This is a genomic window from Promicromonospora sp. NPDC023987, assembly GCF_040639055.1.
In the GTDB taxonomy this organism is placed as follows: domain Bacteria; phylum Actinomycetota; class Actinomycetes; order Actinomycetales; family Cellulomonadaceae; genus Promicromonospora.
Window position 1 is genome coordinate 97196 of the sequence record NZ_JBEZZF010000010.1, and the last position, 19169, is coordinate 116364.

The following is a 19169-nucleotide window of genomic DNA, read 5'->3' on the forward strand; positions in this document are numbered from 1 at the left end:
CCTGAGGTACCGAATCCGGCTCGGATCGGTACCTCAGGTCGTTCTCGAGGTGGACCTACGGGTCCACCGCCGGCGGGCAGCGGGTCAGCTGTCGCCGCCCGCTACGCCGGACGTGCCGGCGTTGACGTCGAGCAGGCGGTACTTCTCGACGGCCTTCGCGACGACGTCGGTCGGCACCTCGCCGCGCCGGGCGAGGACCTGCAGCGTCCGGACCACCATCGACGGGCCGTCGATGAGGAAGTGCCGCCGTGCGGCGGCACGAGTGTCGGAGAAGCCGAAGCCGTCGGCCCCGAGCACCGCGTAGTCACCGGGGACCCACGCGCGGATCTGGTCCGGCACCAGGTGGTCGAAGTCGGTGGTGGCGACGAACGGACCCTGGGCACCGGACAGCTTCTCGGTGACGTACGGCGTGCGCATCGGCGCCGCCGGGTCGATCAGGGAGTCGTGCTCCGCGGCCAGCGCGTCGCGACGCAGCTCGTTCCAGCTGGTCACCGACCACACGTCGGCCGAGACGCCCCAGTCCTCCTTGAGGAGCTGCTGCGCCTCGAGCGCCCACGGCACCCCCACGCCGGAGGCGAGGAGCTGGGCCTTGGGGCCATCGGCGTCCGACACCGAGACGCGGTGGATGCCGCGCTTGATGCCGTCGATGTCGACGTCCTCCGGCTCGGCCGGCTGCACCATCGGCTCGTTGTACACCGTGAGGTAGTACATGACGTCCTGGTCCCGACCGTCGGAGCCGTCGCCGTACATGCGCTCGATGCCGTCCCGCACGATGTGCCGGATCTCGTACCCGTAGGCCGGGTCGTACTGCACGACGGCGGTGTTCGTCCCGGCGATGAGCGGGCTGTGCCCGTCGGCGTGCTGCAGGCCCTCACCCGTGAGGGTGGTGCGGCCAGCGGTGGCGCCGATGATGAAGCCGCGCGTCATCTGGTCGCCGGCCGCCCAGAACTGGTCGCCCGTGCGCTGGAAGCCGAACATCGAGTAGAAGATGTAGAACGGGATCATCGGCTCGCCGTGCGTGGCGTACGACGTGCCCACCGCCTGGAACGCGGCAGCCGAACCGGCCTCGTTGATGCCGGTGTGCATCATCTGGCCCTGCTCGGACTCCTTGTAGCTCAGCATGAGCTCACGGTCCACGGCCAGGTAGTTGTGACCCAGCGTGTTGAAGATCTTCGCGCTCGGGAAGATCGAGTCCAGCCCGAAGGTGCGAGCCTCGTCCGGGATGATCGGCACGATGCGCTTGCCGAAGTCCTTGGCCTTGAAGAGGTCCTTGAGCAGCCGCACGAACGCCATGGTCGTGGCGACCTGCTGCGTGCCGGAGCCCTTCTTCAGCAGCTCGTAGGTCTTGTCCTCGGGCATCTGCAGGGTGGTCTTCGCCGTGGTGCGGCGCTCCGGTACGAACCCGCCGAGCTGACGACGGCGCTCCAGCATGTACTGGATCTCCGGTGATTCGGCACCCGGGTGGTAGTACGGCGGCAGGTACGGGTCGGCCTCGAGCTCGGCGTCCGAGATCGGGATGCGGAGCGAGTCGCGCAGCGTCTTGAGGTCGTTGCCCTTGAGCTTCTTCATCTGGTGCGTCGCGTTGCGCCCGGCGAAGCCGGAGCCCAGGCCGTAGCCCTTGACGGTGTGCGCAAGGATGATCGTCGGCTGGCCGGTGTGCGCCCGCGCTGCCGAGTACGCCGCGTAGAGCTTGCGGTAGTCGTGCCCGCCGCGCTTCATGTTCCAGATGTCCTCGTCGGTCATGTTCTCGACGAGGGCCTTCGTGCGCGGGTCGCGCCCGAAGAAGTGCTCGCGGATGAACGCGCCGGACTCCGCGCGGTAGGTCTGGTAGTCACCGTCGGGGGTGACGTTCATGAGGTTGACCAGCGCACGGTCCTTGTCGGCGTTGAGCAGGGCGTCCCACTCGCGGCCCCACACGACCTTGATGACGTTCCAGCCGGCGCCCTTGAACTGGGCCTCGAGCTCCTGGACGATCTTGCCGTTGCCGCGGACCGGCCCGTCGAGGCGCTGCAGGTTGCAGTTCACGACGAACGTCAGGTTGTCCAGCTGCTGCTGGGCGGCGTGCTGGATCATGCCGCGGCTCTCGGGCTCGTCCATCTCGCCGTCGCCGAGGAACGCCCAGACGTCCTGCTGGCTCGTGTCCTTGACCCCGCGGTTGTGCAGGTACTTGTTGGTCCAGGCCTGGTAGATGGCCGACGCCGGGCCGAGGCCCATGCTGACGGTCGGGAACTCCCAGAAGTCCTGCATGAGCCGCGGGTGCGGGTACGACGGCAGGCCGCCACCCGGATGCGACTTCTCCTGGCGGAACCCGTCGAGCTGGTCCGCGGACATGCGGCCCTCGAGGTACGCCCGGGCGTAGACGCCGGGGGAGGCGTGGCCCTGGAAGTAGATCTGGTCGCCGCCGCCGGGATGGTCCTTGCCCCGGAAGAAGTGGTTCAGCCCTACCTCGTACAGCGTCGCGACGGACGCGTACGAGGAGATGTGCCCACCGACGCTCAGGCCCTCGCGCTGGGCGCGGGTCACCATGACCGCCGCGTTCCAGCGGATCCACGAGCGATAGCGGCGCTCCATGGCCTCGTCGCCCGGGAAGTACGGTTCCTCGTGCACCCCGATGGAGTTCACGTAGGGCGTCGCCATAGACGCGGGGATGCTCACATTCCGCTCTCGCGCCCGCCGCAACAGGTTGAGCATGACGTACCGGGCGCGGGGTCCGCCCTTGTCGTCGATCAGCCCGTCAAATGACTCGACCCATTCATCGGTCTCGGCCGGGTCGATATCAGGTACGGCGCTGAGCAGACCGTTGATCAGCGGTCCGGTCTCGTCAAACGAAGCCACCAGCAACCTCTCTCGGTGTCGCGCGGCGCGGTCGCGGTTCGCGCTCCCCGCCGCCTCGTCAGGACCCGTCGCGTCGGCGTTGCGTCGCCACAGCTGGGGTTGCGACTGTGCACGCCCACGCACAGGTGGATCTAGCCATTCTGTCCCCTCACAGCGTGCGCTCACACCATAGGGCGGTCAAGAGTGCGTGATCTGCGTTACGTCTGTGCCGGTTCGCACCAGTATTGATACGGGGTATCGCAATGATGAGACTGAGTGCATGACTCGCGCGTTGCCCAGGTCTCATCGATTCATCAAAAAGACACCACGCGACCTGGTTGCGAGGCATGGCCGGGGTGCGTGCACTACCTTTGGCGACGGAGGGTCCGACGCAGGACCGACAGAAGAGGCATACGACCCGGCAGACAGTGCCGGACATGAGAGAGGGACGATCAACCAAGTGAGCACGGACACCCAGGGCGCTGGGCGCCTCGGTTTCGAGGCCGGCCAGGTGGTGCAGGAGTTCGGCTGGGGCGACGACGTCGACGAAGCACTCCGGGCCGACATCGAAAAGATCATCGGTAGCGAGCTGGAGGACGAGGACTTCGGGGATGTGACCGACGGCGTCATCCTCTGGTGGCGGGAGGGCGACGGAGACCTCACCGACGCGATGGTCGATGTGCTGACCGTTCTTGACGACGGCGGTCTTATCTGGATCCTCACGCCCAAGCCGGGGCGCGACGGCGAAGTGGGCCACAGCGACATCCAGGAGGCCGCCACCACGGCCGGCCTGCAGACCACCAGCACGTTCGCGATCGCGGCGGACTGGTCGGCCACTCGGCTCGCCTTCCGGGGTCGCGGTAAGTGAAGGTCTGACAAGAGAGAAGCCATGACCGAGCCCACTGCCACACAGCGGGGTTCCGTGGTGCCGCTGAAGTCGGGTGACCCAGCACCCGACTTCACGCTGCCCGACACCCACGGCACCCCCACCACGCTGTCGGACCTGCGCGGTGCGCCGGTGCTCGTGGTCTTTGTCCCGTTCGCGTTCTCGGGCACGTGTACCGGTGAGCTCTGCGAGCTGCGCGACAACTTCGAGGACTTCGAGGCGGCAGGCGTGCGCCTTCTCGTGGTGTCCACGGACGCGGTCTTCACGCTCAAGGCGTGGCAGGCGGCCGAGGGCTACCAGTTCGACCTGTTGTCCGACTTCTGGCCGCACGGCGAGGTGGCGCGTGCCTACGGCGTGCTCGACGAGGACGCCGGGCACGCGCTGCGCGGGACGTTCCTGGTCGACGTCGACGGGATCATCCGGTGGTGCGTCGTCAACCCGCGGGGGCAGGCGCGTGACCTGGAGGACTACCGCAGGGCGGTCGCGGAGATCTGACCTGGCCGCCGATGTGGACGAGGTTGGAAAAGTAGGCCTCGTCCGGGTCGCGGGCCAGGTATTGTTGTCCGCTGCCGGGGCTCGTAGCTCAGTTGGTTAGAGCGCCACGTTTACACCGTGGATGTCGGGGGTTCGAATCCCTCCGGGCCCACCATGTGATGACGCGGGACATCGTTGATAGATGTCTCGCGTCATCGTTTGTATCTCCGCCGCTGGACGCGATGACATGCAAAGACGAGCCGCCGGTCTTGCGGGTATGCCCGGCGTGCGGACGGCTCGGACCGATGAGGATGGCGCCGGCCGGTCGTCGGACACGGTGCGGCGGGACGCGCCGAACCTTCCCGAGCGAAGAGAGCGTGTGTATGTCCAACGGTGAGAAGACCGTCAGGGCCAACGGTGTCGATCTCTGTGTCGAGACCTTTGGTGACGTGAAGGACCCTGCGATCGTGCTTGTGCATGGAGCGGCCGCGTCGATGTTGTGGTGGGAGGCTGCGCTCTGCGAGCGGATCGCGGCGCGCGATCGGTTCGTGATCCGGTTCGACAACCGGGACACCGGGAAGTCGGCGACCTATCCGACCGGGCAGCCGGGCTACTCCCTGCGGGACATGACCGAGGACGTGCTGGGCATCCTCGATGTGCTCGGCATCGAGCAAGCGCACCTGGTCGGACGGTCGATGGCCGGGGCGATCATCGGTCTCGCCGGGATCGACTACGCCGACCGGGTGGCTTCGCTGACCTTCGTATCGACCACCCCGCGTGGTGGTGAGCTGCCGCCAATGTCTGACGAGTTCATGGAGTACACCTCTCGGAACCCGGACCCCTCTGACACGAGGGCGGTCGTGGAGTTCATCACGGGCTTGATGAAGGTCTACTCCGGTGGATCCCCGTACCACGACGAGCGGGCCGTGCGGGCGATCGCCGAGGCGGACGTGGCGCGGGCGACCAACATCGGGTCCACTCTGGCCAACCACGTCATGATCGACTTCGACGGTCCAGACAAGGGTGGCCTCGGCGATATCGCCGTGCCCACCCTGGTCGTCCACGGCGAACAGGACCCGGTGTTCCCGCTGCCGCACGGTCAGGCCCTGCGCGACCAGGTCCCGGGGGCTGAGCTGCTCGTCATGACGAAGGCCGGGCACGAGCTGCCGGAGCCGCTCTGGGACGTCTTCGTCGACGCGCTGGTGCAGCACACCACACGATGAGTGGACCGGTCTGCCGCGCGGCACACGGCCCTGCTCCCGGACAGCGTCGAGGACTTCCTGCCGGTCAGGATCGCGCCATCGTTGATCGTTGTACCGTTCTGGCCTTGGCCCAACCCGCTGAGCAGGAGAAGATGTGTCCCGGCCTGATCACGATCCCCGAACTGGCGAAGGACCGTTCTGTGCCGCGTGCACCGAGGAGACTCTGGCGTGGGATCCGCCGGACACCACGACGTACAACGGGTCGGGTGGCAGGTTCTATGGCGGTTCGGACCGATGCCCCCACTGTGGATCGGTCGTCAAGACGCTCTACATGACCATCTTCTGGATTCCGGTCTGGTCGCTAGGGCGGTACCGCATCATTGACCTCGGCTCTGCGCTCTCCCGGCGGGGCTCCGAGTACGTGGGGCGTCGTTTTCCGGTCAGCGCCGGCAACCCCTGGGGCGACAAGCGGCTCTCGAAGAACCTTGCGATGGTCGACCATCTGACCGGCCGGTACCAGAAGGACTGGCCGGGCCCGCCACCGTCGCGGCTGCCCGAGCACCCTGAGGCGCGCGGGTCGGCATACGAAGAGGCCGAAGTGATGTGGGCGGCAGGCCGGGCGAGCGAGGCCGTGCCGCTGTACGAAGCGGTGCTGGCACGTCATGAGGCGGTGCTTGCCGTCGACGACACGGCGACGCTCCAGATTCGTCAGCGGGTCGGCGAGGCGTACCTGGCCGCCGGGCGCGTGGTCGATGCCTACGCGATGCTCGAGCAGACGTCCCACCACCTCGCCCGGGTCCTTGGGCCAGGGCATCCCGAGACCACGCGCGCGCAAGAGGCCGTAGCCGAAGCCGGGTCGAGGATGGGTCCCGGAGGGATCTACGACGCCGACGTGATGCTGCAGAGGAAGCTCGACGCCCTGGAGAAGAGCGTGGGGCTCGATGATCTTGAGGCTCTGCGAGTGGCGAGCGCCCTGGGTTCGGCCCTGCAGCTGAACGATGTCATCCGGGGAATCGAGCTGCTGGAGCGCACGCTGGAACGTAGTGCCCGTGTCCGCTGCGCCCAGCACCCAGACACCATCGAGGTGCGCGGAGCGCTCATCTGGTTGTGCGACGTCGCCGAGGTCGGACGAGAGAGGCCAGCGCGACGGGCTGCAGCAGGCGCCCGGAAAAGGCTCAACGACTACGACGCCAGCCCGACCGGCGACCGATAGCTCGTGTCCGACGTCGCCACACTGCATTCCCGCGTCAGGTTCCGGGGCGGTCGAGGATGAGGTCGGCGGCTCGGGCAAGCACCTCTGCCCGGGGCCGTCCGCCGTGATCCGCGGCGAGGAAGTGCTCACCGATCGCCACGCAGAAGGCGATCAGGCTGCGCGCCTCAACCTCGTCAGGATCCGAGCAGAAGCCGCCGATCGCCTCGCGCAGCAGGTCCATGCGCCGGTTGTCCACCCGGCGCAGCCGCGCCGCGACATCCTCGTCGCGGCGCGCCCAGTCACGGATCGCCAGATCGATGGGGAGCAGGTGGTCGTTCGAGAACGTCAGCACGCCGGCGAGGTGGATCTTGGCCTTCGGGTCACCGCCGTGGGTCTCGATGTTCTCGATCACGTCGTCGACGCTCTGCCGCTCCCAGGAGTCCAGCATCGTCCGCAGCAGCGCGTCGCGATCGGCGAAGAACCCGTAGAAGCCGCCCTTCGTCACCCCGAGCCGCTTGGCCAGGACCTCGATGCGGACGGCGTCCGGGCCGCCGTCCGCCAGCAGATGCAGTCCTTCTTCGACCCATCGGTCGCGCGGCGTGCGCGTCGTGCCGACCATTCCTCACCAGACCTTCCTCTGCATCTATACGCCTCCGCATAGATGGGTTACTGTCTCTCTGTACGCTACCGTATAGATGAGCGAGGGTGCCGTGCTGGTCCGTGATTTCTCGGCGCTCCGCGCCTTCCGGGGAGCGAAGGTGCTCGGCGTCGAGCCCACGAACCGGCAGGCCCTGATCGACGCCGGTGGCCCGAACACAACTCCTGCTGAGATGAGAGCCCGATGAATCTGACAGCCTTCCGGGTCGGCGCGGCCGCCTGGATGTTCACCGGCGTCGTGCACGACATCCTCGAGCTCGTGCTGCCCGCCGATCCCGAGCTGGACGCGGCGATGCGGGCGACGTCCCTCGAGCTCGGTCCGGTCTCGCTCCAGGCAGACCTCTTGAACCGGGGGGTGAGCCTCTCGATGGGGCTGGCGATGTTGGTCGTCGGGTTGCTGCTGTGGATGATCGCCTCGGCACTCGAGGCACCGTCTCACTGGATGCGCACCTTCGGAGTCGTGGCGCTCGTCTCGAGCGCAGCCGCCCTCGCCCTGGCCGTGGTGTTCGTCCCCGGACCGCCACTGGTGACCTTCACCGTGGCCACGGTCGCCTTCGCGGTGGCGCTGCTCGCGAAGCCGACGCTGCGAACCGGGGGCGCCGTCGCCGCACCACGTCATCTTCCGCGTGCCACGCCATCTTCCACCGAACAGCCGGTTTGACCGCGGAAGATGGCATGGCACGTGGAAGATGGCGTGCCTGAGTGGTGATACCTTAGGTCCGCACCTGAGGGTGTCATCGCGGGGTGGAGCAGCTCGGTAGCTCGCTGGGCTCATAACCCAGAGGTCACAGGTTCAAATCCTGTCCCCGCTACGAGATCAGGCCCGGAGATCTGCGGATCTCCGGGCCTGAGACGTTCGTAGGGCTTGAGGCCGGTCAGGCCGGGCGGCTCAGAAGAAGTTGCGCGGGTCGAACTTCTCGACAATGTCCGACAGGGGCTGGCCTGCCTCGGAGATCTGGTCCCCGAGCCCGGACACGGCACCGTCGGCCGAGCCGGCGAGGTCCTCGACGCCAGCAGTAGCCTCGTCGAGAGCCCCGGTGCCGAGGTCCCCGACCCCCGCGGCGGCCTCGTCGAGAGCGCCGGCACCGATATCTCCGACCGACGACGTGAGCCCTTCGACGTCGACACCCGACGCGAGCGTCTCGAAGTCGACCCCGAGGTTCGCCGCGTTCTCCAGGAGCGGGCCGGCGACGCTGCTGACCGCCGCACCGGCCGCGACGGCGCCAAGAACGCCCACCGCTCCCACGGCGACACCCGCCACGGCTCCGCCCGTGCCGACCTTGGCGAGCACCGACCGCATGGAGCCCGGTCGGCGGGCCTCCGTCCGTGCCGCTGCCCGGGACAGGTCACCGACGTCGGCCGAGCGGGGCTGCTCGTGCGCCGGAAGCTCGGTCTGCATGCGCCGCAGGACTGCCTCGCGCTGTGCGGGCGTCAGCCGTGCGAACGACTCGGCGTGGATCTGCTCGATCTGGTGCGGTTCGGCGGTGCGCATGAGGTAGTCATAACGGGCGATGGCCTGTCGGTCGGCGTCGGTGGACGCCGATGCGTTCGGCCGGCCCTGCGGGGTGGCCGGCCGGCCCTGCGGGGTGGCCGGGTAGCCCTGCGGGGCGGGCGCGCGGCCCGGCGCCTGCGCGGCCTGGTCGCGTCCGCCCACCGCTGCGGCTACGTCCTGGAGCGTGGACTGCCAGGACTTCTGGCCCGTTGAACCGCCCTGCGGCGACCCCTGCTGCTGCCCGCTCTGGGAGTCGAGCACCTTCTTGGCGAGGCCGATCATGTTCGAGAGCTTGGACATGCGGTCCGTTCCTTCCGTCGGGCTGAGGGACCACGCTTCCACGCCAGCATGAGAACTACGTGAGAGGGGGATGAGAGTTTCACCCGGTGGCCTGGCGGTATGGTCCCAACATCGGGACCACCACCGAGCGACGGAGGCACAGTGCACTCGCATCTCCCCGGACCGGGCCGCCGCACCCCGGTGAGCACCTACCGGCTGCAGCTCGGGCCCGAGCTGACGTTCGCGGACGCCGAGAAGGCGCTGCCGTACCTCGGCACCCTCGGGGTCACCGACCTCTACCTCTCGCCCGTCCTGCAGGCCGTGCCCGGTTCCACGCACGGGTACGACGTCGTCGACCACACCCGGATCAGCGACACGATCGGTGGCCGCGAGGGGCTCGAACGGCTCGCTGCCGCGGCGCATGCGCGCGGGATGGGGGTCGTCGTCGACGTCGTCCCGAACCACATGGCCGTCCCGACGCCGGCCTGGCACAACCGCGCACTGTGGTCAGTGCTGAAGCACGGGCCCGAGTCCCCGTACGCGAAGTGGTTCGACGTCGACCTCGCCGAGGGCGAAGGGCTGCTCATGCCCGTGCTCGGCGCCCGGATCGGGACGGTGCTGGCCGCGGGGGAGCTCGTGCTCGACCACGCCGTCGTGCCCGGCGACGGCGGCACCGACACCGGTGCGGAGGGCGGCGCCGACACCGGTGCGGGCAGCGGCACCGATGAGCAACCCGTCCTGCGTTACTACGACCACCTGTTCCCCGTCCGGCCCGAGACCGAGGACCTGCCGCTGGCCGAGCTGGTGGGCCGTCAGCACTACCGGCTCGCATACTGGCGCGTGGCGGACGAGGAGCTCAACTACCGTCGCTTCTTCGACGTCGGCACGCTGGCGGGCATCCGCGTGGAGGATCCGGAGGTCTTCGACGCGACGCACGCGCTGCTGCTCGAGCTGTTCTCCGCCGGCGTGATCGACGGCTTCCGGATCGACCACCCCGACGGGCTGGCAGACCCCCGCGGCTACCTGCGGCGGCTGGCGGACGCGACCGGCGGGGCATGGATCGCGGCGGAGAAGGTCCTCGAGGAGAACGAGGACCTGCCCGACGACTGGCCCGTCGCCGGGACCACCGGCTACGACACGGCATGGCGGCTGCACGCCCTGCAGGTCGACCCCGACGGCGCCGCCCCGCTCGCCGGCCTCCTGCACGAGATGACGGGTGAGCAGGCCACCCTCGACGAGGTGATCGAGCAGGCCAAGCGGCAGATCGTCGAGACCTCCCTCTACGCGGAGATCCACCTCCTGACCACCATGCTCGCCGACATCTGCCGCGAGGACGTGCGCCTGCGCGACCACACGTTCCGGTCCCTGCAGGACTGCGTCGTCGAGCTCGTCGTCGCGTTCGGCCGGTACCGCGCCTACGTCGTGCCCGGGGAGGCGGCGCCGCCCGAGGCCGAGCGCGTCGTGCACGAGGCGGCCGACGCCGCCCGCTCGCGCCTCGACCCGGACCGGCACGACACGCTGGACCTCGTCGTCGACCTGGTGCTCGGGCGAGAGGCCGGCTCAGCGGGCCGCCAGGGCGAGGAACGGCGGGCCGATCTCGTGGTCCGTTTCCCGCAGGTGTGCGGCGCCGTCATGGCCAAGGGCGTCGAGGACACCGCGTACTACCGCTGGACCCATCTGGTGAGCCTGTGCGACGTGGGCGGCGCGCCGGACCGCTTCGGCGTCGGCCCCGATGAGCTGCACGAGCACGCACGGCGCACGGCCGAGTCGTGGCCCGCGACGATGACGGCGGGCTCGACCCACGACACCAAGCGCGGCGAGGACGTGCGTTCCCGCATCGGGGCCGTCGCCGCGCACGCGGATGCCTGGACCGCGCTCGTGCGGCGCCTGCGCGAGGCCACGGCGGACCTGCGCCCCGCCGACCTCGACGGCCGCACGGAGAACCTGCTGTGGCAGACGCTCGCCGGAACCTGGACCCAGGCTGGACCGATCGAGGCCGAGCGCCTGGCCGCCTACCTGGTCAAGGCGTCGCGCGAGCAGAAGGCGTGGACCACCTGGACCGCGCCCGACGAGGCCCGTGAGGCGGACCTGGTGCGGTACGCGACCGACCTGCTCACCCACCCCGAGATCGTGACCGGGTTCACCGGCTGGGCCGAGCAGGTCGCGCCGACCGTCCGGCGCTCGGTGCTCGCGACCAAGCTGCTCCAGCTCACCGTGCCTGGCGTCGCCGACGTCTACCAGGGCACCGAGGTCACGGGGACCTCGCTCGTCGACCCCGACAACCGGCGACCCGTCGACCTGGAGGCGCTCGCGACGACGCTCGCCGCGCTCGACGCCGGCCGGACGCCGTCGGGCCTCGCGGAGGAGAAGCTGGCGGTGACGGCCGCGGCGCTGCGGGTCCGCCGGGAGTACCCCGGCGCGTTCGTCGGCGAGGAGGCGGGATACGAGCCGCTGCCCCTGACCACGGGCCGCGCGGTGGCGTTCGCCCGGCGGGACGCGCACGGGCCCCGTGCGGTCGTGGTCGCGACGCGGCTCGGCGACCCGCCCGGCCTGGCGGAGGCTGCCGTCGTGCTGCCCGAGCCGGTGCCGGGGGAGGCCTGGCGGTCGGTGCTGACCGGGTTGCCCGCCGACGGCGGCACGGTGCACCTCGGCACGCTCCTGGGCTCCTGGCCCGTCGCGCTGCTCGTGGCGGAGCCCACCGGATCCGCGGGCTCGGCGACGACGAACAGCGCGTCCGCGTGACCGCGCCCCAGCGCGTCTGGGCGCCGCGCGCGTCCCGCGTCGACCTCGTCCTCCCGGCGACCGGCACCACGGAGTCCGCGACCGAGCCCATGGCCGCCGAAGCCGACGGCTGGTGGCGCACCGAACGCGCCCTCCCGCCCGGCACGGACTACGCGTTCTCTCTCGACGGCGGCCCGCCGCGCCCCGACCCGCGCAGCCCCTGGCAGCCCGTCGGTGTGCACGGCCCGTCGCGCACGTTCGACGCCGCCGCGCACCCGTGGACCGACGGCGCCTGGCCCGGCCGCGACGTGCTCGGCGCCGTCACCTACGAGCTGCACATCGGGACGTTCACGCCCGCCGGCACGCTCGACGCCGCCGTCGAACGCCTCGACCACCTCGTCGACCTGGGAGTCGACGTCGTCGAGCTCATGCCGGTGGCCGCGTTCGGCGGCCACCACGGCTGGGGGTACGACGGCGTCGCCCTCTGGGCGGTGCACGAACCGTACGGCGGCCCCGCCGCGCTGCAGCGCTTCGTGGACGCCGCGCACGCCCGCGGGCTCGCCGTCTGCCTCGACGTCGTCGACAACCACCTCGGGCCGTCGGGCAACTACCTCGCAGCGTTCGGCCCCTACTTCACCGACCGGCACCAGACGCCGTGGGGCGCTGCCGTGAACCTCGACGGTGCCGGCTCCGCCGAGGTGCGGGCCTTCGTCATCGAGAAGGCGCTGCGGTGGTTCCGCGACTTCCACGTCGACGCCCTGCGCCTCGACGCCGTCCACGCGCTGGTCGACGACTCGCCTCGACACCTGCTGGCCGAGCTGTCCGACGCCGTCGCGGCGCTCGCCGACGAGCTCGGGCGGCCGCTCTCGCTCGTCGCCGAGTCCGACGCCAACGACCCCCGCACCGTCACGCCCACCACCGGCTCGTTCCAGGGCCGACCCGGTCACGGCATGACGGCCCAGTGGGCCGACGACGTCCACCATGCCCTGCACGCCCTCCTCACCGGCGAGCGGCAGGGCTACTACGTCGACTTCGGCGCGCCGGAGACCCTCGTCAAGGCCCTCACCGGAGTCTTCGTGCACGACGGCGGCTGGTCCACCTTCCGCGGCAGGCCCTGGGGCGCTCCGGTACCGCTGGACCTCGACGGACGCCGCTTCGTCGTCTGCTCCCAGAACCACGACCAGGTCGGCAACCGAGCGCTCGGCGACCGGCCGTCCCGCGCGCTGCCGCCCGGGGCGCTCGCGATGAGCGCGGCCGTCGTGCTGCTCGGGCCCTGCACGCCGATGCTCTTCATGGGGGAGGAGTGGGGCGCGACCACACCGTTCCTGTACTTCGCGGACCACGAGGAGCCGGAGCTCGCGGCGGCGGTCTCACGCGGCCGTGCGGCGGAGTTCGGCGGGCACGGCTGGGCGGAGCTGTACGGGGCCGACGTCGTCGTGCCTGACCCGCAGGCGCGCGAGACGTTCGAGGCGTCCCGGCTGGACTGGGCGGAGCCCCGCTCCGCCGGCGGGCGCCGGATGCTCGGCCTGTACCGGGAGCTGGTCCGGCTCCGGCGCACCGAGCCGGCGATCGCGTCGGGGGACCGGCGGGCCACGACCGTGCGGGTCGAGGACGGGGCTGTCGTGATGACGCGCGGCGCGGTCGAGGGCGGCGTCGTCGAGGGAGGCCGCCGCGTGGACGTGGTGCTGGCTCCGGCGGAGGGGTCGGTATCGGTGGTGGTCGAGCACGACGGCGAGCCACCCCGGCTCGTGCTCGATTCGGCAGCGGTGCTCGGGACCGATCCGGCGGCGGTGGAGAACGGGCCCGGCGCGACGACGGTCACGGTGCGGGGGCCGGGGGCCGTCGTCCTGCGGTCGGACCCGTGCGGCCGCGGTGCCGCAGGCGGTACACCTGGCGAGCCGGCTTGAGCACCGTGCCTCCAGATGAAGTGGTCCTCGACTGGCGCCGACCGGTGTCGGACGACGAGATCGTGGATCTCACCGAGTCGCACGGCGGCAGCCCGCAGCCCGGCTGGTGGGACCGGGTCCGCGGCCACTCGCTGGGGTGGGTCACCGCCCGGAGCGACACCGGCCTCCTGGTCGGGTTCGTGAACGTGGCGTGGGACGGCGCGGACCACGCCTTCCTGATCGACACCAAGACGCGCCCCAGCCACCAGCGGCACGGGATCGGCACCGCTGTGGTGCGCCGAGCGGTCGAAGGAGCCAGGGCGGCGGGCTGCGAGTGGCTGTTCGTCGACTTCGAGCCGCACCTCGAGGCGTTCTACCTGGAGTCCTGCGGTTTCCGGCCGACGCCCGCCGGGCTCATTCAGCTGCGATAGCCCGCGTTGCCCGCCGGCAGCCGGGCGCGAGACGCGAATTCACGGCAACGAATAGGTCTGTTTGCCCGTGTGGCAGATGATGTCTGCCGTGGACCCCATCGCCGATGCCGCCGCCCTGGTCGCTGACCGCTATCCCCACGCTCGGTGGGCGCTGCTGGCAGGCAGCGTGCTCGACCCGGGCGCCCGGACGGCGGGGTCGGACCTGGACATCGTGGTCTGTGTGCCCGACGACGCCGTCGGGCACCGTGACTCGGTGCGCTGGCACGGCTGGCCGGTGGAGCTGTTCGTGAACACGGAGGACGGGCACCGCTGGTTCATCGCGCAGGAGATGGCCCGGAGAAAGCCGACGCTGGTGCGGATGATCGCCACGGGTGTGCCGGTGGCGGGGGAGGCCGACGGCGCCGGGCTGAAGGCGGAGTGCCGGGCGATGCTGGACGCCGGCCCGGGACCGGCGTCGGACAGCGCGCTGGAGGATGCCCGGTACGGCGTGACCGACCTGCTGGACGATCTCGCGTACGCGCGCGACGGCGGCGAGGCCGACGTCGTGCGGTCGGTGCTGTGGGAACGCGTGGGGCACCTCGCTCTGGCGGCGGCCGGCCGGTGGGACGGTGGCGGCAAGTGGCTGCTGCGCGAGCTGCGCGCCTGGGATCCCGGATACGCCGCCCGCTGGGTGGCCGCCCGGCACGACGACGACACGATGGTCGCCGTGGCGCGCGCGACCCTGGACGCGGCCGGCGGCCCCCTGTTCGAGGGGTACCTGCGGCAGGCGCCCGTCGTCGACGAGATACCCGCGACGTCGACCACGCCGTCGGTGGTGGTGCGGCGCGCGGCGCGGGCGATCCTGCTGGACGAGGATGACCGGCTCGTGGTGATCAAGCGAACCGTTCGCGGCCGTGCCCCGTACTGGGTGACGCCCGGCGGTGGTGTCGAGCCCGACGACGTCTCGGTCGAGGGCGGGCTGCACCGGGAGCTCCTCGAGGAGCTCGGCGCGACGGCGAAGGTCGTCCGGCAGGTGTTCCTGACGTCCCAGCCCAAGGACGCCGGGGTAGCCGTGCACCACTACTTCCTCGCGCGGGTCGTCTCGATGGATCTCGAGCTGCGGTCAGGTCCGGAGCTTCAGGAACCGGTCCGCGGCAGCTACGCCGTCGAGCACGTGGACCTGCGGGACGACGGCGCGCTCGCCGCCATCCCGCTGGTGCCCGCCGCCCTGAAGGCGTTCATCCGGACCAACCGCGGTGCCCTGCTCGCCGAGGCCGAGGGCGTGCCCTGATCACCGGGGGAGCGTAGCGGCCGCACCCGACCGCGCGCTGCGCCGGAGAGGGACCAGGTGGCCGCGCCGGTGGGCCAGCCACATGAACACCGCGGCGGCCAGCACGCAGAACACCACGGAGTACACGCTGCCCTCCGGGCCGAAGTCGCCGCCGGTGATCAGCGCCGGGCCCGACATCGTGGCGTCCAGCAGCCCCTGCGGGGTGTCGTTGCCGGAGACCTCGGTGCTGAAGATCGCGCTCCCCGCGAGGTTCCAGCCGAAGTGCAGACCGATCGGCACCCACAGCTTGCGGGTCGCGATGTAGGCGGCAGTGAGCATCCCGCCGGCCTCGATGGCGATGGCGAGCGCACCCCACAGGGTGGCGTTCGGGTTGAAGAGGTGCGACGCGCCGAACAGCACGCTGGTCAGGGTCAGCGCGATCCAGGTGCCTGTCCAGCCCTCGATGATGCGGAACAGGACGCCGCGGAACATCAGCTCCTCCGTGACGGAGGCAGCGGCCATGAAGCCGACCAGGCCTATCGCACCCGACGTCGTCCCGAGCCCGTTGACCGTATAGTCACCGAGGAAGGCGATGTTCAGGATGACGGCGCCGAACAGGCCGATGCCGATGAGCGTGCCCAGGCCGATCCCGGGTGCGGCGCTCCTCAGCTCCACCTCGACCGGTGCGCGGCGCTCGGTCCGGCGCACGACCCAGGCGTAGACGAACACCGCGAGCACGGCCGTGGCCACCCCGACGACGAGCTCCAGCCAGTGGTTGCCCTGGACCGCCATCACTGCCTGACCACCCGCGAGGGCGACCGCCATAACCGCTACGAGCTGCCACACCAGACGCACGATGACTCCTTTGTTGAGAAGCCGCGGCCGGAGCGCCGCGGGCTACCCCGAACGTTATGGATCCGGCGGCCCGGAATCGTCACCGCAGGGTGGACACTCGCTGGTAGCTCGCACGGGGGACAGACTGGGCAGCACCGGGCAGCCCCGCCCGAACCTCAGCAGACGCGAAGGAGAGCCGTGCCCAGCACTCTCGATCAGATCCGGGCCGAGATCACCGCGCACCAGTCCAACGCCTGGGCGCGGGAGCTCGGCTACGAGCCGCTCTACACCGCGGCGGCCGGCGCGCGGATCGCCGTCGTCGGACAGGCGCCCGGCCGGAAGGCCCAGGAGAGCGGCGTGCCCTGGGACGACGCCAGCGGCGTGAAGCTGCGGTCCTGGCTCGGCGTCGACGACATGCAGTTCTACGACCCGAACCTGATCGCGCTCGTGCCGATGGACTTCTACTACCCGGGCAAGGGCACCTCCGGCGACCTGCCGCCGCGCAAGGACTTCGCCGGGATGTGGCACCAGCGGATCCTCGCCGAGCTGCCGGACCTCCGGCTCACGATCCTGGTGGGCGGCTACGCCCAGAAGTACTACCTGGCGCGCCGTGCGAAGCAGAGCCTCACCGAGACCGTGCGCTCGTACGCGGAATACCTGCCGTCCATGATCCCGCTCGTGCATCCGTCGCCGCTCAACTTCCGCTGGCAGACCAGGAACCCCTGGTTCGAGGCGGAGGTGATCCCTGCGCTGCGCTTGCAGGTGAGCGAGGCGCTCGACGGGGCGTGAGCTCGCTACCGGCTCACCCGAACCGGCTCCCACGCGAACCCGTCCGGGTCCGTGAACTCGCCGAGGTCGCTGTTGATCGCGATCCGGTGCGAGCCCGTCCCCTCGGGTGCCACCCCACCGTCCTTGGCCAGCGCGGAGCGCTTGTACAGGCCGAACCCGATCGGGCTGGAGCCCATCTTGAAGTCGACGTACGAGCCGAAGCTCTTGCCGACGGTCAGGCCGCGCTCGACGTAGAACTTCTTGCTCGCCGGCACGTTGTCGGCGCCGATGAGCAGCACGATCTCGTCGACCTTCCGAGAGACGGGAGCGGAGTCCTTCTTGGCGGACGTCGCGAGCTTCCAGATGGCGCCGTCGGGTGCCTGGACCACGCCGCCGTGGCCCCACATGGACTTGGCCACGGGCTTGAGGGCGGTGGCTCCTGCGGCGACTGCGGCGTCGAACAGGGCGTTGACGTCTCCAGGCTGGGAGGAGATCAGGGACAGGTGGTAGCCGCGGAACCCGCTCGTCGGCGCTTCGGTCTCGCGGAGGTGGAGTCGGTCGCCCAGGTCGAAGGCGGCGTCGTAGAAGGAGCGTGCGGTGCTGAGGTCGGTCACTTCGAGGGTGACGGAGTCGATGTTTGCCATGCCCACCACATTAGGTTTGGCGCGGTACCGGGCGCTTCTCGATTCCTGACCGGTCCTGAACCGGATCGGACCCGGCCCGACCCTCGCGAACCTGCGCGCTGAAAAGTAGCCTGCTCACCATGTCGCCAGAGCTGCTCGACTGGATGCTCGACACCGACCCGGCCCTGCGCTGGCAGGTCGAGCGTGACCTCGCGGGTGCTCCGGAGGAGGTCTGGCGCGCCACACGGACCCGCGTCGCCACCGAAGGCTTCGGTGCGGGCCTCCTCACGAGGCAGGACCCCGACGGGCAGTGGGCCGGCGGTGCGTACTTCCCGGCCGGCTTCCAGGGGGACGAGGAAGGCCAGCCCTGGACCGCCACCACCTGGTCGCTCACCGCCCTCCGCGAATGGGGCCTCGACGCCGTCGTGCTGGCCGGCACCGTCGAGAAGCTCGCCGCGAACAGCCGGTGGGAGTACGACGACCTGCCCTACTGGGGCGGCGAGGTCGACTGCTGCATCAACGGCCTCACGCTCGCCAACGGCGTCTGGCTCGGCGCGGACGTCTCGGGCATCGCCCAGTGGTTCGTGGACCACCGCCTGCCCGACGGCGGCTGGAACTGCCAGTGGGTCGAGGGCTCGACCCGCTCGTCGTTCCACTCCACCCTCAACTCCTTGAAGGGGCTCCTCTGTTACGAGGCGGCGACCGGCGGCAGCGACGAGCTGCGCGCCACGCGGCGGGCGGGCGAGGAGTACCTCCTGGAGCGCCGGTTGCTCCGCAGGCTGTCGACGGGCGAAGTCGTCGGCCCCTGGGCGACCTGGTTCGCGTATCCGTTCCGCTACGTCTGCACCGCGCTCCATGCCCTGGACTACTTTCGCGCGGCAGCGCAGCACGACGGCGTCGGGCCGGATCCGCGGCTCGCCGACGCCGTCGATGTGGTCCGCGCCGCCCGCCGTCCGGACGGCACCTGGCTGCAGCAGGGCCGACTCCCGGGGCGGGTCTGGTTCGAGGTCGACGTGCCGGAGGGGGAACCGTCGCGGTGGCTCACGTTCTACGGCACGCGCGTGCTCGACTGGTGGGACGGCGCGAGTAGTGGGTCCTCGGGGTCCTCTGGGTCCTCCGCGCTCGACGTCCGGGGCGGATCTCCCGCCTGAGAGGTGCGGCCGGCTGGCGGTCGGCTTTGGGATGTGCGGCCTGTCCCGTGATCGCCTCTGATACCTCCGGCCTGACCCGTCGTCGACTGCAGACTTTGACGCGGCCCTCATCGCCGAGTGCAGAGTTGGACGCGGTGAGAGGCCACAGAGCCGCGACGAAGTCTGCAGTCGACGGCTGGGGCCGCGACGAAGTCTGCAGCCGGCCCTTGATGCTGGGCCGGGGCCTCCGCTCAGGCCGGGAACCCGGAGAAGCTCGAGGTGTGGGACATCGTGCGCAGCGAGCGGAGCGCGACCGACAAGCTGGCGGAGCTCGCGGCGGTGCGTCTGCCCGACCAGGTCAGGGCGGCATTGACCGAGCAGCTCGCGGCGGTCCAGGGGGCAGGTCGGCACTCTCCCGCGAGGTCGTGACTTTGCATCGAGGTCGGCACAGGCCTGTGCCGGGCGGATGGGAAGAGGACACGTGAGTAATCCATTAGATAGACTAATGATGGGGGTTGGGGTGGTGTGGGT

18 protein-coding genes and 2 tRNA genes are annotated in these 19169 nt (G+C 70.4%); 15 read left to right on the forward strand and 5 right to left on the reverse strand.

What is annotated here, in order from left to right; translation table 11 throughout:
• Positions 1 to 84: 84 nt before the first annotated feature.
• Entirely contained in the window at positions 85 to 2835 is a 2751-nt protein-coding gene (aceE, locus tag AB0F40_RS07410; RefSeq protein WP_357465478.1) for a pyruvate dehydrogenase (acetyl-transferring), homodimeric type, read from the reverse strand.
• A gap of 439 nt (positions 2836 to 3274) precedes the next feature.
• Between aceE and AB0F40_RS07415 the strand changes: the two genes are divergently transcribed.
• The 5 genes from AB0F40_RS07415 to AB0F40_RS07435 all read left to right on the forward strand — a co-directional run bounded on the left by AB0F40_RS07415 (position 3275) and on the right by AB0F40_RS07435 (position 6589).
• Complete coding sequence (locus AB0F40_RS07415; protein ID WP_357465479.1) at positions 3275 to 3682, forward strand: DUF3052 domain-containing protein; 408 nt, start codon at positions 3275 to 3277, stop codon at positions 3680 to 3682.
• Positions 3683 to 3703: 21 nt separating this feature from the next.
• Complete coding sequence (locus AB0F40_RS07420; RefSeq protein ID WP_357465480.1) at positions 3704 to 4195, forward strand: peroxiredoxin; 492 nt, start codon at positions 3704 to 3706, stop codon at positions 4193 to 4195.
• A gap of 77 nt (positions 4196 to 4272) precedes the next feature.
• Positions 4273 to 4349: transfer RNA gene (locus tag AB0F40_RS07425), tRNA-Val, on the forward strand.
• 292 nt (positions 4350 to 4641) lie between these two features.
• Positions 4642 to 5397, forward strand: a complete 756-nt coding sequence (locus AB0F40_RS07430; RefSeq protein ID WP_357465481.1) for an alpha/beta hydrolase — start codon at positions 4642 to 4644, stop codon at positions 5395 to 5397.
• Between the two features lie 310 nt (positions 5398 to 5707).
• Complete coding sequence (locus tag AB0F40_RS07435; RefSeq protein WP_357465482.1) at positions 5708 to 6589, forward strand: tetratricopeptide repeat protein; 882 nt, start codon at positions 5708 to 5710, stop codon at positions 6587 to 6589.
• Between the two features lie 34 nt (positions 6590 to 6623).
• On the opposite strand, the gene AB0F40_RS07440 is transcribed toward AB0F40_RS07435, so the two are convergent.
• Positions 6624 to 7187, reverse strand: coding sequence for a TetR/AcrR family transcriptional regulator (locus AB0F40_RS07440; RefSeq protein ID WP_357465483.1), 564 nt, complete (start codon positions 7185 to 7187; stop codon positions 6624 to 6626).
• A gap of 76 nt (positions 7188 to 7263) precedes the next feature.
• Here AB0F40_RS07440 and AB0F40_RS07445 point away from each other — a divergent pair, with 76 nt between their 5' ends.
• The 3 genes from AB0F40_RS07445 (at position 7264) to AB0F40_RS07455 (ending at position 8037) form a co-directional block, all read left to right on the forward strand.
• Positions 7264 to 7413: a hypothetical protein gene (locus AB0F40_RS07445; RefSeq protein ID WP_357465484.1), complete on the forward strand. Its 150-nt coding sequence runs from the start codon at positions 7264 to 7266 to the stop codon at positions 7411 to 7413.
• Complete coding sequence (locus tag AB0F40_RS07450; protein WP_357465485.1) at positions 7410 to 7886, forward strand: hypothetical protein; 477 nt, start codon at positions 7410 to 7412, stop codon at positions 7884 to 7886. The genes AB0F40_RS07445 and AB0F40_RS07450 overlap by 4 nt, the downstream gene beginning before the upstream one ends.
• A gap of 77 nt (positions 7887 to 7963) precedes the next feature.
• Positions 7964 to 8037, forward strand: a tRNA-Met gene (locus tag AB0F40_RS07455).
• Between the two features lie 77 nt (positions 8038 to 8114).
• Here the strand turns inward: AB0F40_RS07455 and AB0F40_RS07460 are convergent.
• Positions 8115 to 9017 (reverse strand): cation-transporting ATPase, encoded by a 903-nt coding sequence (locus AB0F40_RS07460; protein ID WP_357465486.1) that lies wholly within the window; start codon positions 9015 to 9017, stop codon positions 8115 to 8117.
• A gap of 141 nt (positions 9018 to 9158) precedes the next feature.
• On the opposite strand from AB0F40_RS07460, the gene treY reads away from it, so the two are divergent.
• The 4 genes from treY (at position 9159) to AB0F40_RS07480 (ending at position 15304) form a co-directional block, all read left to right on the forward strand.
• On the forward strand, positions 9159 to 11738 hold the full coding sequence (gene treY, locus AB0F40_RS07465; protein WP_357465487.1) for a malto-oligosyltrehalose synthase: 2580 nt from the start codon (positions 9159 to 9161) through the stop codon (positions 11736 to 11738).
• Positions 11735 to 13624, forward strand: coding sequence for a malto-oligosyltrehalose trehalohydrolase (treZ, locus tag AB0F40_RS07470; protein ID WP_357465488.1), 1890 nt, complete (start codon positions 11735 to 11737; stop codon positions 13622 to 13624). Before treY ends, treZ begins: the two co-directional genes overlap by 4 nt.
• Before the next feature lie 5 nt (positions 13625 to 13629).
• The gene (locus AB0F40_RS07475; RefSeq protein WP_357465499.1) at positions 13630 to 14034 is read left to right on the forward strand and encodes a GNAT family N-acetyltransferase; all 405 of its coding nucleotides are present in this window, start codon (positions 13630 to 13632) and stop codon (positions 14032 to 14034) included.
• Positions 14035 to 14122: 88 nt separating this feature from the next.
• Complete coding sequence (locus AB0F40_RS07480; protein WP_357465489.1) at positions 14123 to 15304, forward strand: NUDIX domain-containing protein; 1182 nt, start codon at positions 14123 to 14125, stop codon at positions 15302 to 15304.
• On the opposite strand, the gene AB0F40_RS07485 is transcribed toward AB0F40_RS07480, so the two are convergent.
• Positions 15305 to 16138 (reverse strand): CPBP family glutamic-type intramembrane protease, encoded by an 834-nt coding sequence (locus AB0F40_RS07485; RefSeq protein ID WP_357465490.1) that lies wholly within the window; start codon positions 16136 to 16138, stop codon positions 15305 to 15307. It abuts the gene before it with no gap.
• A gap of 177 nt (positions 16139 to 16315) precedes the next feature.
• Between AB0F40_RS07485 and AB0F40_RS07490 the strand changes: the two genes are divergently transcribed.
• Positions 16316 to 16906 carry a uracil-DNA glycosylase family protein gene (locus AB0F40_RS07490; RefSeq protein WP_357465491.1) on the forward strand — a complete coding sequence of 197 codons (591 nt, stop codon included), beginning with the start codon at positions 16316 to 16318 and terminating at the stop codon, positions 16904 to 16906.
• Positions 16907 to 16911: 5 nt separating this feature from the next.
• Here the strand turns inward: AB0F40_RS07490 and AB0F40_RS07495 are convergent, their stop codons facing one another.
• Positions 16912 to 17529: a glyoxalase gene (locus AB0F40_RS07495; RefSeq protein ID WP_357465492.1), complete on the reverse strand. Its 618-nt coding sequence runs from the start codon at positions 17527 to 17529 to the stop codon at positions 16912 to 16914.
• 119 nt (positions 17530 to 17648) lie between these two features.
• Between AB0F40_RS07495 and AB0F40_RS07500 the strand changes: the two genes are divergently transcribed.
• A complete protein-coding gene (locus AB0F40_RS07500; RefSeq protein WP_357465493.1) occupies positions 17649 to 18659 on the forward strand; it encodes a squalene cyclase in 1011 nt (336 codons plus the stop codon).
• A 258-nt stretch (positions 18660 to 18917) separates the two neighbouring features.
• Positions 18918 to 19067, forward strand: a complete 150-nt coding sequence (locus AB0F40_RS07505; RefSeq protein WP_357465494.1) for a hypothetical protein — start codon at positions 18918 to 18920, stop codon at positions 19065 to 19067.
• The last annotated feature ends 102 nt before the right edge of the window (positions 19068 to 19169 follow it).

Coding starts and splice junctions, on each gene's coding strand:
- AB0F40_RS07420 (WP_357465480.1), top strand. CDS start 3,704: ATGACCGAGCCCACTGCCACACAGCGGGGTTCCGTGGTGCCGCTGAAG.
- AB0F40_RS07435 (WP_357465482.1), top strand. CDS start 5,708: ATGACCATCTTCTGGATTCCGGTCTGGTCGCTAGGGCGGTACCGCATC.
- AB0F40_RS07440 (WP_357465483.1), bottom strand. CDS start 7,187: ATGGTCGGCACGACGCGCACGCCGCGCGACCGATGGGTCGAAGAAGGA.
- AB0F40_RS07445 (WP_357465484.1), top strand. CDS start 7,264: ATGAGCGAGGGTGCCGTGCTGGTCCGTGATTTCTCGGCGCTCCGCGCC.
- AB0F40_RS07450 (WP_357465485.1), top strand. CDS start 7,410: ATGAATCTGACAGCCTTCCGGGTCGGCGCGGCCGCCTGGATGTTCACC.
- AB0F40_RS07460 (WP_357465486.1), bottom strand. CDS start 9,017: ATGTCCAAGCTCTCGAACATGATCGGCCTCGCCAAGAAGGTGCTCGAC.
- AB0F40_RS07495 (WP_357465492.1), bottom strand. CDS start 17,529: ATGGCAAACATCGACTCCGTCACCCTCGAAGTGACCGACCTCAGCACC.
- AB0F40_RS07500 (WP_357465493.1), top strand. CDS start 17,649: ATGTCGCCAGAGCTGCTCGACTGGATGCTCGACACCGACCCGGCCCTG.